The organism is Trichlorobacter thiogenes, assembly GCF_900167465.1.
GTDB classification, from domain to species: Bacteria; Desulfobacterota; Desulfuromonadia; order Geobacterales; family Pseudopelobacteraceae; genus Trichlorobacter; species Trichlorobacter thiogenes.
Map to the genome: position 1 here is coordinate 155,112 of NZ_FUWR01000007.1, position 14,582 is coordinate 169,693.

Below are 14,582 nucleotides of genomic sequence, written 5' to 3' on the forward strand. Positions count from 1 at the left end.
GAATGACGCCTAGTTTTCATAGCTTTTCTCCATGTAGGCCAGTTGCCTATGGTCGTCTTTGACTGGCTATCCTCACCACGACCCAATGTTCACTATGATCATTAGCCAGGGTGATGCAGTTGTCCTGCTGCAAAACCTCATCCACGCTTACTGAACCAACCTCATCTGTATTGGCCGCACATTGCTGGACCGTGATGTGGTAGACCGTCTCGCGATGGCGGTAGTGGATCGTGAACCCCTCCCACTCAGGCGGTAGGCATGGCGTAAACTGCAGTTTGTCCTTTTCCTGTTTCATTCCCAGCAGTGATTCCAGTATCAACCGATACATCCAGGATGCCGATCCGGTGTACCAGGTCCAGCCTCCCCGGCCGGTATGGGGCGGGATGGCATAGACATCAGCGGCAACCACGTAGGGCTCCACTTTGTAGATGTCTGTCTGTTCACTGGTGCGGGCATGGTTGATCGGGTTGATGATGCCGAACAGTTCCCAGGCCCGGCAATTATCCCCCAGTTGGGCAAAGGCCATGGTTGCCCAGCAGGCGGCGTGGGTGTACTGCCCACCGTTTTCCCGTACTCCGGGGGCATAGCCCTTGATATAGCCGGGATTAAGCGCAGATTTGTCAAAGGGTGGATCAAGCAGTTGGATCAGGCCGTGCTGGCGACGGACAAGCCGCTTGTCCACCGCTTCCATGGCGGTTAGTGAACGTTGCGGATCTCCTGCGCCGGAAAGCACTGACCAGCTCTGGCTGATTGAATCAATCTGGCATTCGGGGTTGATGGATGATCCAAGCGGCGTGCCATCATCAAAATAGGCGCGGCGGTACCATTCACCATCCCAGCCGTGCAGCTCTATGTTTGTGCGGAGCGTTGCCGCCTCCGTGGCACATTGCTCGGCAAAGGGCAGATCACTGTAGTTGCTGGCAAGCGTGCTGAAGCGGATCAACACGTCATACAGAAAAAATCCCAGCCAGATGCTTTCGCCCCTGCCTTGTTCACCTACCCTGTCCATGCCGTCGTTCCAGTCACCGGAGCCGATCAGCGGCAGGCCATGTTCACCAAAGTTAAGTCCGTTCAAAATGGCTCTGACGCAGTGTTCATACAGCGTTGCGGTTTCTTCGGAACGTCCGGGCAGGTCGTAGTAGGAGTCTTCATCTTCTTTCAGCGGGCTGCCCAGCAGAAACCGGACCGGTTCATCCAGGACTCCGGTGTCTCCGGTGGTAAGGACATAGCGGCAGGTTGCCAGGGGAAGCCAGAGATAATCATCGGAGCAGTGGGTGCGGACCCCACGGCCAACAGGAGGATGCCACCAGTGCTGCACATCGCCTTCATGGAACTGGCGGGAGGCGCAGAGCAGCAGGTGTTCACGCACCAGATCCGGTCGGGCATAGACCAGTGCCATGGTGTCCTGCAGTTGATCCCGGAAACCAAAGGCGCCACCGGATTGATAGGTTGCGCTGCGCGCCCAGAGGCGGCAGGCCAGGGTTTGATACAAAAGCCAGCCATTGGCCAGCAGATTCAGGGATTGGTCAGGTGTTTCCAGATAAACGGTGCCCAGGGTGTGTGCCCAGTGTTGCCAGACATCATCCAGGGCAGCCCGTGCAGCAGCCGTTCCTTTGAAGCGGCTGGCCAGTCTTCTGGCGTCATTGGTATCTTTACCCAGGCCAAGCCTGAAGATGATCTCCCGCTCTTCTCCGGCAGCCAGATCAAAACTGACCTGGATTGCACCACAGGGATCCATGGCAGCCCCAACCCTGCCGGACAGCCGGGTGTGGGTCATGGCCGCCGGGGCCTGTAGCGATCCGTTGCGTCCCAGAAATTCAGTTCGGTCGCCGGTTATGCTGCGGGTTGTGTCATCAACGTCAAAAAAAGCGGTCCGGTTACTGAATTCCGTGTTGTAGGGGTTGCGTGCAAACAGCGCGCCGCTGATCGGGTCTGTTTCAGTGACGACATGCATGGCTGATTTTGGCTGCAGATCCCCCAACACCCATTCCAGATAGCCGGTTGCCGAGATACGGCGGGATCGGCCTGAATCGTTGCGTAGTTTTATAACCGTGAACTTGATTGCTGCGTCAAGGGCTACATAGACCCATACCTCGGAGCAGATACCCCGTTCAGTATGTTCAAACACACTATAACCAAATCCGTGACGGGTGACATAGGGGGTTGTGCCACGGCAGGGCAGCGGCATGGGTGACCAGAAATGACCCCGCTCTTCATCCCGCAGGTACAGTGCTTCTCCCCGTGAATCACCCACCGGGTCGTTACCCCAGGGGGTAAGCCGGAATTCATGGGCATTTTCAGCCCAGGTATAGCCGAGTCCGCTCTCTGAGATGACCGTGCCAAACTGCGGATTAGCCAGCACATTCACCCAGGGTGCCGGTGTCAGTTGGCCCGGTGCCGTGGTAATCACATACTCCCGTCCATCCGGCGTAAAGCCGCCCAGTCCGTTAAATGCGGTCAGGTCGTTGCGTGGCAATGGTGCCACGGTTAACGGTTCGGAACGATGGCTTCTGGTGGGTATCAGGAGCGGCACGGTCAGTTCCGGCAAGGTCCGGCCATAGATCTGGTCTGCCAGCGAACCGCGGCTGTCCATGATGACGGCGCGGGCAACGGTCTGGATCAGTATCCGGTCTTCTGCTGCAATCTGGTCTCCGGGCCGTACAAAGATACCGCCTGGCCGGTCGGTTATATGGGTTTCAATATCAGCGGCAATCAGCCCCATGATCTGATCATGCAGCTGTTGGCGGTACCCGGCACGATCCTCGTTCCAGATCACCAGATCAACGGCCAGCCCTTTCTGACGCCAGTAGGCATGGGCCTGCAAAAGCTGGCGTACCAGCTCGATATTGGCAATATCCTCAATCTGCAGCAGCACTATCGGCAGGTCACCGGAAATGGCATAGCCCCAGAGCCCTGACTGTCCCCGGTGATTTTTGATCAGGATTGCGGTATCGGCCCGCAGCGATGGATTGGCATAGATGATTGAGCTGGCCAGCCTTCCAAAGAGGTGGGCATCGGCCTTGGAGGCGTTAAGCTGGCGCAGCAGCACCTGGCTATGGGTCCAGGCCAGATCAAAGACCCGGTCTGCAAGGCGGCGGTCATGGTATTTCTCAACCAGACTCAACGCCTCTGCCCTGGTTGCGCCGATGCCGGTGACCATGTTGATGGTGACCGATTCCTCCGGCTCAAGGGTGATCCGGTAGCGGATGGATACAATCGGGTCCAGCACCGACCCCTCACTGTCCGAAAGCGCCCCGGTGAAAAAATCACCCATTCCAACCAGTGCCTGCGGATCAACCACGGTGTTGCCACGGCCAATAAACTGCATCCGGTCGGTTTCATAGGAAACCTCTCCGGTCTGTGCCCCATGGACCGCCATCAGATGCAGCATCCAGGGTGCATGCTCATCCTGCGAGCGTGGCCGCCTGGTGCAGAGAATCGCCTGCTGCTGACGGATAATCTCGGTCTGGACAAAGAGGTTGCTGAAGGCCGGATGCAGTGCATCAGCAGCAGCCGGTGCCAGCACCACCTCTGCATAGCTGGTTACATCAAAGGACCGCCGAGTCCGCGAACGGTTGGTAATCCTGATCCGTCGCAGTTCAATATCATCCTCGGGTGATACAGCGATCTCGGTATGGGTATCAAAGCCGTGATTCAGGCTGCGAAACTCTGCCCGTCCTTCCGAGAAGATCGCCTCAAACTGTTGTGCCGGTTTCAAGGTTGGCTGATAGGCGGTTGACCAGAACTCCCTGCTGGTGACATCGCGGATATAGCAGAAAGTGCCCCAGTTGTCGCAGGTGCGGTCTTCTCGCCAGCGGGTAACGGCAAGGTCTTTCCAGCGGCTGTAACCACCACCGGCATTGGTGACCATGACATGATACCTGCCGTTTGAGAGCAGCTGCAGTTCTGGGTTGGGTGTGGACGCTGTCTTGAATACCCGTATTGGTGTTTCCTGGCTGCTGCTGGCCAGATGACGTTCTGAAATGCCGGTGGTGTGGGCATAAAAGGCGGTGGCCTTGGGAATCTGTTCCTGCAGCAGTAGCAGGGTGGCCTGGAAGGCCGGATCTGATTCGAACCGTCGCTGCATGGGACGATTCAGCAGCAGGTAGGATAAGGACAACAGGCTCATGCCCTGATGATGGGCCATGAACGAACGGACCACGGCGCTGTACTGTCCCCGTGGCAGACGCAGAAGGGTGTAATCAATCGCCTCGTAAAAACCGTATCTGGTCTCATGGCCGTCAGCTGCCAGCCGTTGCAGGTTCCGGCAGGCCTCGCCGGGCGCCACCATCAGCGCCATGGCCGAGGCATAGGGCGCGATCACCAGGTCTTCATCAAGCCCCCGTTTTAGCCCCAGACCAGGCACTCCAAAGGCGCGGTACTGGTAGTTAAGATGCACGTCAATGGCATTATAACCGCATTCAGAAATACCCCACGGAACCGAACGTTTTTTGCCGTACAGGATCTGCCAGGCAACAGCCGCCTTGCAGGTCTGGTCCAGCAGGGTCTGATCATAGGTCGGCATTACCAAAAGCGGCATCAGGTATTCAAACATCGATCCGCTCCAGGAGAGCAGAATCGGTTCTCCACCGGCAATGGTCAGCAAACGGCCCAGGGCAAACCAGCTTTCCTGGGGTAGTTGCCCCTGGGCAATGGCTATGAAGGTGGCAAAGCGGGCCTCAGAGGCCAGCAGATCATAGTAGCTGGCATCCCGCCGACATTCGCCGACATTATAGCCGATGGCCAGCAGATGGCGTGTCTCGTCATACAGGAAATCATACTGCATCCGCGCCAGCAGTTCGCACTGCAAGGCAGCTTTTTTGCAGTCCGTAATCCTTGCTGCAGCGTGCTGGCTGGCTAACGCAATCTTGCGGGTCAGGTTGTCAAGCCAGGCGCTTTCAGCCAGACTGCTCACCAGATCTTGCCGGGCTTTCAAGGCCGGTTTAAGCCTGGTCTCTAATGTTGCCAGTTCGTGCAGGGTCAGAATCCGGTCAAGATCAGGCAGGTCGTGAAGATCATGGCGGGTAGCAGTGGCTTTTGTCCAGGGAGCAAGTAACAGCAGCTCATGGGCGGCATCCTGACATTGATTATAAAAGGCGTTGGCCCACCAGAATGTCCCTCGTTCAGGGGAACTGTCGATCCGTTCCAGACCTGCTGCCAGTTCTGCTGCAGAGATTGCAAGCTGATCAACGCAACTTTGTAATGCCGACAGGGTGGCTGGTTGCGAGCGGCTTATTGACGCAAGCCGGTGCTGCAACTGCAGGAGCTGGTTGGAAGTTGCTCCTGCGGGGATTGTGGCCAGCTGATCATATACAATAGCCAGCGTAACCTGTAATCCTTCAAAGAACTGTGGCCCCAGAACAGGGTGGTTGCATAGCTCCAGCAGGCCGGGCCGCAGGGTCAGCAGATGGCCTGCCAGATTGCCGCTATCCACCGATGAAATATACAGCGGCAGCAACGGCTGCAGGGTCTGCGTGTCATACCAGTTATAGAAATGGCCGCGGTACCGTTCAAGCCCTTCCATGGTCTGCAGCGTCTTTTGGGTCCGATACAGCAGTTTCCCTGCGGAAATAACGCCAAAGTCGTAGGCTGCCAGGTTTGCCAGCAAGGCCAGCCCCATATTGGTTGGCGAGGTGCGGTGGGCAATTAACGGGACAGGATGTTCCTGAAAGTTGTCAGGTGGTAACCAGTGATCATCAGGGCCGACAAAGGTCTCAAAAAAAGCCCAGGTCTTTCTGAACAGCTTCCGTAGAAACAGGGTCTGTGTATCAGTAAGTGTTTCCTGGCGGCGGATACGTGGTTTGCTTAACCACCAGGCAACGGCAGGGCTGCCAAACCAGAGCGCCAACAGGGGAGTGGCCACAACCAGTGCAGCCGGGTTCAACAGGGCCAGGCTGGCCAGGGTCGCCATGGACAGGGCAGGGCTGGCCCACATGGTACGATAAAAGCCGGGCAGGTCGCTGCGTCCGGTGCGATCCGCTTCCTCTGAGGGGTTCCATTGCAGCAACAGTTTGTGGGAAAACAACATCCGGTAGCTGGTGCGGATAATGGCATCCAGACTGTAAAAAGCCTCATAGGGCAGGCAGACCAGTGTGAAGAGTTCTTGGACAAGTTGCTGTCTGGCACTATCAGCAGCTGTAGCAAGGTGCTGTCCAATCGTTATGGTGTCAGGTTTGTGCAGCAGATTCAGGGCTGAGGCCGCCAGGGTCGGGATCAGGATGATACCCAGCACCGCCAGGGTCCAGAACCAGGCAGAGGGCGACAGGGTCCAGCCTGTCAGCAGCAGCAGTGTCAGCGCCGCTGCGGTAAGGCTACGTCGCAGGTTGTCAAAGATCTTCCAGCGGGACAGCAGTGAGAGCGGGTTTTTTAGTCTGCTGCCATCGGGGCCGGGAACTGTTGGCAGTATCCAGCGTGCAATCTGCCAGTCGCCACGAATCCAGCGGTGTCTACGGCTTACATCTGAGCCGTAGCTGGACGGGTATTCTTCGTAAAGTTGCAGATCACTCATCAAGCCGGATCGGGCATAGCACCCTTCCAGGAGATCGTGACTCAGAATCCGGTTATCCGGGAAGCGGTTCGCCAGTGCCAGCTCAAAGGCATCAACCTCATAGATCCCTTTGCCGATAAACGAACCTTCACCAAACAGGTCCTGATACAGATCAGACACCACCCGTGTGTAGGGATCAATCCCCAACTCGCTGGTGCAAATCCGCGCATAGTGTGAGCGTTTTGCAACGGAGAGGCTTGCTGCTACCCGTGGCTGGATAATGCCGTACCCGGCAACAACCCGCTGCAGTTGTTGATCATACTGGGCGCGGTTCAGCGGGTGGGCCATGGCCCCCACAAACTGCCAGGCTGCATCACGGGCCAGTTGGGTGTCTGTATCAAGGGTGATCACATACTTTATTTCAGTCAGGACAGTGGTATCACCGACCACAAGCGAGAAACGATCCAGGCTGTTACCCCGCAACAGACCGTTCAGATCAGCCAGTTTGCCCCGCTTGCGTTCATACCCCATCCAGATCTGGTCCTGGGGGTTCCATACCCGTGGGCGATGAAACAGGAAAAAACTGCCGCCGCAACCAGTGCGGTAGGTATCATTTAATTCGTTGATCCTTTGCTCCGCCAGCTGCAGCAGAGCAGTATCTTCCGGCAGTGTTGCTGAAGAGGCGTCACAAAAATCAGTCAGCAGACCAAAGTGGAGCTGGTCATGGCGGTTGCCCAGAAAGCGGACTTCCAGGGCCTTGACCAGCGCTTCAACCCCCTGCCTGCTGGTAAGCATCGTGGGCACCACCACCATGGTGCGTAACCCCTTGGGGATACCCTTTGAAAAATCCATACGAGGCAGTGGGCGCGGTGTGGCCAGCATGTTTGCCAGCCAGTTCGTAAGACCGATTGCAAGTTGGCTGGTACAGGCAAGGGAGAGCAGCCCTAACAGAAACAGCAGCCAGCCCTGCAGTCCATCATCGTAAGCCTTGAGCACAAAGCAGCAGGTTAGCAGTGATGTCAGCAGCAGGATGGTGCCACCATACAGCGTCAGGGGAAACCGTTGCCCGATGCTGCAGAGCAGTTCAGCTGCTGAAAGGCGTACTTCTGTATGTTGTTCCAGCAGCGGCAGGCCTTTGTCGATCAGGTAAAATCCGACATGGGCCCGGCGATCATCACCACCATGCTGCTCTACCCCTTCATGGGCCAGTTTGATCGCTTTACGAGCCACTTCGCTTTCAGATAACTGGCTGAGTCTGGCTGTTTTCTCGATTATGTGGCGGTAGCGGTCACGGGTGGTAAAATCCATGGTGGCGTAGACATCAGCAGGGTCTTCAGTCAGAATCTGCTCAACATGGCTCATGCTTTCAACAAACTCGCGCCAGTCCATTGCCCCCAGGAACCGGAGGCTGCCGATGCTGTTGCTTATTGAAACCTGATCTGCTGCCTGCATCTGGCTTTCAGTATGTACCATCTGTTCAATGGTGGTGCCTGACTCGGCCAGGCGTTGTTCAACCCAGGTCAGTGGCAGGGCCAGCGCAGGATCACGTCCATGTAGACGCCGGGTCAGCTCTGCAACAAACGGACTGGTCATCGGTGGTGTGGAACGGGCCATATCAGCAATGGCAAGAATCAGGCTTTTGGGGTCCTTTGCCGCAATCTCCGTCATCTGATCAGCCCAGTAGATGGCACGGTTGCGGTCCAGCCTATGGCCCGTAATACGGGCGGCAACACGCCGCAGGTTCTCAATCAGGGCCAGACGCAGCATGATCGGTATGGCCCAGAGTTCACCCAGCTCCAGCACCGTTACCGACTGGTAGGCAGCCACAAAACTGCTCAGATTTTCCGGGTCAACCCGGCCATCACCGTGGGAAATGGTCTCCAGTGCAATGTCATAGACCCGTGGCAGCCCGGCTGAAATGCCATCCAGCAGGCGGGGCAACTCCCGGCTGTAGCCCTTTGGCAGGTGCTGTTTGGCAGTTCTGATCTGCTCTTCAATCAGATAGAAGTTATCAAGCAGCCATTCTCCGGCCGGCGTAATCCGCTGGTCTGACTTAACATCATCGTTCAGCAGGTTGTAGACCTCAAGCAGTAGCTGTTCATTTTCGGACAGACGCCCCAAAAGTTGATCCTGATGATGCCCCGGTTTTAGCCGGTGCATGCCAGCCAGAATCCTGCCGTGTTGTTCCATCTGATTGGCGCTGAATAGTTCCGAGCGAAGGGGCGGGTCATCCTGGAGTATTTTTTGTTCCAGGCTGTTTTTGCAGAGACGCTTCCAGGCACGGAAAAGGTTTCCGCGAACGGGTTTGCCGCTCATCGTCATAGTGCGTTCTCCTTTAGCCGGGTTGGAAGCTAGCGTAGATATAGGGGGGCTGATTTGATAAGTAGAAGCTAAAGCGCAACTACCGTGCCAGTACGGTCAGGCCATGGAAGAACCTGCAGAGGGCTGATTGTACAAAGAAAACAGGGGAGGTGACCTGCCGGTTGATCTGAACCTGTTACAGAGAAACCGTCAAATATAACGTGACTGCTAAATATGGTGGGTTAGTGCCTGCGTGCCATTTTCTCTCTTATCGGTGGATGCCGTGTTTTCTGATCCGGGCCCGCAGGGTGCTGGGGTTAAGGCCAAGCAGGACTGCTGCGCCGTTCTTGCCTTCGATGCGCCAGCCGGTCTGCTGAAGCACCTGCAGGATATGTTCCTGTTCCAGATCAGCCAGGGCTTTAACCTCAATATCTCCGGATTCGCTTGTTGGCTTGCGGAAGGTGTCAAAGCGATCCAGTACCTGCAGGGTGGTGCCCTGGCTGGTGATGGTCGCCCGTTCTATCACGCTTTCCAGTTCCCGGATATTACCGGGCCAATGGTATTCCTGCAGGGCATGCAGGGTCTCTTTTGAGATGGTCTCGATCTTCTTGCCGATCTTCTTGTTGAATTTGGCAACAAAGTGATTCACCAGCAGCGGCATGTCTTCCTTACGCTGTCGCAGCGGCGGGATCATGATCGGGAAGACATTCAGCCGATAGAACAGATCTTCCCTGAATCTGCCGTTCTTGATCTCTTCCTCCAGGTTCCGGTTGCTGGCTGCAATGATCCGTACATCCACCGTGGTGGTGCGTGGGCTGCCCAACCGTTCAAACTCGCCATCCTGAATGACCCGCAACAGTTTGCATTGCAGTTCCAGTGGCATTTCGCCAATTTCGTCAAGAAAGATGGTGCCACCGTCCGCCAGTTCAAAACGTCCCATCTGGCGGAGGTGGGCCCCGGTAAAGGCCCCTTTTTCCCGCCCGAACAGCTCGCTTTCAAACAGGTTGGCCGGTATGGCCGTGCAGTTGACCGTAATCATGGGCCGGTCTTTGCGGGAGCTGCGGTTATGGATAGCCCGGGCAATAACCCCCTTGCCGGTGCCGGTTTCGCCAAGCAGCAAGACCGTGGCATTCATGGGGGCTACCTGCTCGACCTGCAGGAATACCTGGGAAAGCGCTTTGCTTTGACCAATAATCTCGCCAAAGCTGTGTTCTGCGGAAGCCTCCTGTTTTAAATAGATATTTTCAGCCTGCAGCCGGTCTTTCAAGGTTTTGATCTCTGCATAGGCCACCTGCAAAGACTCCTTTGCTTTTTTGCGTTCCTCAATCTCCTGCTTAAGCTGCAGGTTGGCGCTGGTCAGCTCCCTGGTGCGCTCAGACACCAGCTGTTCAAGGCTGTCGTGGGCCTTTTGAAGCTGATCTGACAGCTCTTTGGTGGCTGTGCCATCGGCAATGGAGCAGAGGATGGAGCTGTTTTTGCCTTTGGGGGCACCAACAGAGATGCTTTGTAGCTGTCCATAGAAAATGGTTGCAATGTCCTGTCTCAGTAGCCTGATTTCACAGCGCTGGACATCCCGATGTTGCAGGGCCTGTGTGAGGTGACGGGAAAAGAGATCTCTGTCAGTCGGATCAGCAGCAAACGTGATGAATGGCTTATTGATCAACATCTGCCGATCAGTACCCAGCATCCGGGCGGCGGTAAGGTTTGCTTCCTGAATCAGTCCGTGTCTGTCCAAGGTGACGTAACCAACCGGTGCGAAGTCATAGAGCTCTGAAAATATAGTGCGCGAGCGTTCAAGTTCGTCCTGGGCCCGGAGCAGTTCTTCATTCTGCATCTCCAGTTCGATCTGGTGGACCTGCAGTTGGTGGAGAGTTCTCAGGGGGTCTTCCTGGGGACCGGATGAGTCAACGTTACCTGTTGTCTGACGTAACCGTTCTTCAGCGTTGTGGCGCAGTTCGTCTGAAGTCGGTACGAACCGCTTGTCGTTATCCGTTTTCATGCAAACCCCTCGCCTGTAACAGGCTCTTCAGTTTGACATTTTCTTCCAGCAGTTTTGCTTCAAGTTTTTTGGTTTCGCTGATATCCGTAAAGGTCAGCACTACCCCGCCAATAATGTTTTCAATGGTGCGATAGGGCATGATCCGCACAGAGAACCAGCGTCCGTCAGTGGCGGTAATCTGCTTCTCTGAAAAGACCAGCGTCCGAAGTACCTCCCGTGCTTCCTGGGACATCTCGGGGTAGTGCAGGTCACTGACAATATCGGAAAGCGGTCGTCCTACATCGCTTGGAATCAGTTTAAAGATCTTGTCCGCTCCAGGGGTGAACCGTCTGAGATGAAGCTCGTTATCCAGAAATATGGTGACGATTTCAGTGCTGTTCAGCAGGTTTTTCATGTCGTTGTTGACCCTGGCAAGTTCATCCATCTTGGACTGTTGCTCGGCATTCACCGTCTGCAGTTCCTCGTTTAAAGACTGCATCTCTTCACGGGAGGTGGTCAGTTCTTCATTGGTGGACTGCAGCTCTTCATTGGTGGACTGCAATTCCTCGTTGGCAGAGGTGAGTTCCTCCTGTGATGATTGATTCTCTTCACGGGTTGATTGAAGCAGTTCCCTGGCGAGCCGCAGTTCATGCTCAAGTTCGGCAGACCTGTCAGTGTCAGACTGCGTAGACTTGACACTGATTGAACGTCTCTTTTTGGGCGGTGTTTCCACATCAGTAAAGACAATCAACAGCATGCCCCGCAACATCTCAGGTTCGTCAATCAGCTGCACCGTCATGTCAACGGCCTGTGTGCTACTGTTGGCTCCAATCTTCAGTCCCTTGACCGTGATCGGTTCAGTCTGTTTCAGCGCCTTCTGGAAGGCGCTGCCCAGATCAAAACGGAGCCCTTCCCGGGCCATGGCAAAGATATTCCAGTTGGCCTTGCCGGCCGCCGGCTCCAGATATTTTCCGGTTCGGCCGTTGATGTAGAGGATATCACCCTTGTTATTGACCAACACTGCCGGGGGAGAAAAATGCTGCAACAGCAACTGCTCTGCCAGGGTCTGAAGATTCACCGCAGGTTTCAGCATTGGCAACTCCTTAGAAGCTTCGGGCCGTTTATGGGTAAATGAGCTTGAAAGCGCCAATGTTTCAAGGGGTAGGACTGATTCACGCCGCAGAAACAGCTTTGATTTGATATCAATCGGTGCAAACAGTTCGGTAAAGGTGCTGACCGATTCAGAGCTTCCCAGAAACAGCACACCGCCGGGACTCAGGCTGTAATGAAATACCGGCAGGAGTTTCCTCTGCAGCTCCGGTGTCAGATAGATCAGAAGATTGCGGCAGATCAGGATATCAAGCCGGGTAAAGGGAGGGTCCATGGTGACGTTCTGGGGGGCAAAGGTGACCATCTCGCGGATCTCTTTGCAGATCCGATACCCCTGTTCTTCAGCCACAAAAAAACGTAGTAGCCGTTCAGGAGAAACATCAGCTGCGATATTTGCCAGATAGTACCCCTGTCTGGCCTTGTCTATGGCGTCATGGTCCAGGTCGGTGGCAAATATCTGCAGCTTGAAGTTTTCTACAGGCTTATGTTGCTCCAATGCCTCTTTAAAGATGATGGCAAGTGAGTAGGCCTCTTCGCCGCTTGAGCAGCCGGTTGACCAGGCCCGCAGTGTGCCACCGGATGGATGTCTGGCCAAAAGCGCCGGGATGACATCCTGCCGCAGTTGCTCCCATGCTGCCGGATCGCGGAAAAAACTGGTGACGCCGATCAGCAGCTCTTTGAAGAGCAGTTCCACCTCTTGGGTGTTTTCCCGCAGGAAGCGGACGTAGCTGCTGATTTTGCTGATCTGGTGAATCCCCATCCGTCGCTCGATCCGCCGGTAGACCGTGTTTTTCTTGTACAGCGAAAAGTCCTGGCCGCTCTTTGAACGGAGCATGATCAGGATCTTGTCCAGAGAACTCTGATCCTTTTCCTCTGGTTCTGGTGCCATTCTGGCGCTGATGTGGCTATGGCGCAGATAGTCGATCAGTTTTCCGGGCAGTACCTCGGCAGGGGCCACCAGATCAGCCAGCCCTGCGTTAATGGCGCTTCTTGGCATACTGTCAAATCGAGCTGATTCAGGTGCCTGAACCAGCGCCACCCCAGCCTTTTCTTTGATGGCTCGCAGCCCCATGGTTCCATCCGAGCCCATACCGGAAAGGATCACGCCGATGCTGCGTTCCTGCTGGTCCTCTGCCAAAGAGCGTAGAAAAAAATCAATTGGGAGGCGGATGCCACGGGGGGCGGTTGGTGCAAACAGGTGCAATGTGCCGTGCAGGATGGATAATTCTTTGTTGGGGGGGATAACGTAGATACAGTCCGGTTTGACCTCCATCAGGTCTTTGGCCTGAAAGACCTCCATGTTGGTGGCACGTCGCAGGATTTCCGGCAGCAGCCCGGTGTGGGTCGGGTCCAAGTGCTGGACTATCACAAAGGCCATGCCGCTGGCCTGGGGGACCTGCCCCAGAAACTGTTCCAGCGCCTCCAGGCCACCAGCTGATGCTCCAATCCCGACGATGGGGAAATGGAGTTTATTCTGTCCTAACGGCGTTTCCAACAAGGGAGGCGGGATTGGCAGAATGCCAGTTTTTTTAGGTTTTGACTGTTTTTTCATAAGTTTAACTATACCAGCATTTTTGTGATTGTCTTAAGAAATGTGGCAGTTGTTCTACTGATACGAATGTCTGTGCTGTATGGAGCTGTTGATTGCAGGTATTTTGTCTTTGTTTGATGGAACGCTGATATTTAAGCAGATGATCCCGGCAATGGCGTGACCACCAACGATTGTCCCGAACCCTTACTGCCCTGTCCAGGCAATCATGACCACCCTCACTGTGGGTGGTCATGATTGCTTTGCTTACAATACTTTACGTCCTTGAATAACCCGTACCAGCACCACAATAATTGCAATGACAAGTAAAATATGAATCAGTCCGCCCATCGTGTATGAGGTAACCATGCCCAGCAACCACAGTATTATCAGCACCAGAATAATTGTCCACAGCATAGGATCTCCTTATGTAACGCATTGGGTCGCTTTACTGCGACCATCCACTTAGAGATGAATGAACAAAGGAGGGAAAAAGATTCCGATGCCCGGCGGAGGTGGCGGTGCAGGTGCATACAGTACCGGTGGTGGTCGATAGATACGTTCCCGGTAGCCATAGGGGTGATACACACGTCTCCCCCGTTCATAGTGGTAACGGTCATTGCTTTGCCTGTTATGCTCATAACGTTCATTATCTCTTCTGTCCTGGCGTCTGTTGTCGTCTCTGGCACTTGCCGGGGCCGCATCCATGACGATAAACGCAGCTGATAACAGACTCCCGGTAATGATTGCGCAGGCTATTGCTTTCAACTTCCATATTCCTGAAATTTTCATAAGGTCGCTCCATGGTTGGATCGCGTCCAATCGCCGCCTTGACGTTAATTGAAGGTTTTCAGTAAACCACCGGCTCTGCCGGTGAGACTTGAAAAGGCTCTGCCGTTCCAGCGATAGTTCCTCCTGAGGAAAGCCCCTAAAGGCAATCAACAGGAGGAACTGCCATGCGAGAGTGGCAAAGTTTAGCCCATGTAAAATGGGAGTGCAAATATCATGTTGTGATCGTGCCGAAATACCGTAAGAAGGTTCTTTACGGCAGGCTTCGAGGAGAAGTTGGCAAAATCATCCGTCAGTTATGTCGGCAGAAGGAAGTTGAACTTATCGAGGGTCATGCCATGCCTGACCACATCCATCTGGTGTTGAGTATTCCACCGAAGTACAGTGTT

General features: G+C 55.0%; 6 protein-coding genes. 1 reads left to right on the forward strand and 5 read right to left on the reverse strand.

Features of this window, described 5'->3' with window-relative positions; genetic code table 11:
* Positions 1–46 precede the first annotated feature (46 nt).
* From B5D39_RS08315 to B5D39_RS08330, 5 genes are all read right to left on the reverse strand, one after another.
* Complete coding sequence (locus tag B5D39_RS08315; RefSeq protein WP_208610564.1) at positions 47–8,803, reverse strand: glycoside hydrolase family 94 protein; 8,757 nt, start codon at positions 8,801–8,803, stop codon at positions 47–49.
* A 253-nt stretch (positions 8,804–9,056) separates the two neighbouring features.
* Positions 9,057–10,787, reverse strand: a complete 1,731-nt coding sequence (locus tag B5D39_RS08320; RefSeq protein ID WP_078789998.1) for a sigma-54 interaction domain-containing protein — start codon at positions 10,785–10,787, stop codon at positions 9,057–9,059.
* Positions 10,774–13,428 carry a chemotaxis protein CheB gene (locus B5D39_RS08325; RefSeq protein WP_078789999.1) on the reverse strand — a complete coding sequence of 885 codons (2,655 nt, stop codon included), beginning with the start codon at positions 13,426–13,428 and terminating at the stop codon, positions 10,774–10,776. The genes B5D39_RS08320 and B5D39_RS08325 overlap by 14 nt, the downstream gene beginning before the upstream one ends.
* A 243-nt stretch (positions 13,429–13,671) precedes the next feature.
* Positions 13,672–13,821 (reverse strand): lmo0937 family membrane protein, encoded by a 150-nt coding sequence (locus tag B5D39_RS16765; RefSeq protein ID WP_139366718.1) that lies wholly within the window; start codon positions 13,819–13,821, stop codon positions 13,672–13,674.
* Between the two features lie 48 nt (positions 13,822–13,869).
* A complete protein-coding gene (locus B5D39_RS08330; RefSeq protein WP_139366719.1) occupies positions 13,870–14,172 on the reverse strand; it encodes a hypothetical protein in 303 nt (100 codons plus the stop codon).
* Between the two features lie 188 nt (positions 14,173–14,360).
* On the opposite strand from B5D39_RS08330, the gene tnpA reads away from it, so the two are divergent.
* A partial coding sequence (tnpA, locus tag B5D39_RS08335) for an IS200/IS605 family transposase (protein WP_139366720.1) occupies positions 14,361–14,582 on the forward strand: 222 nt, incomplete at its 3' end.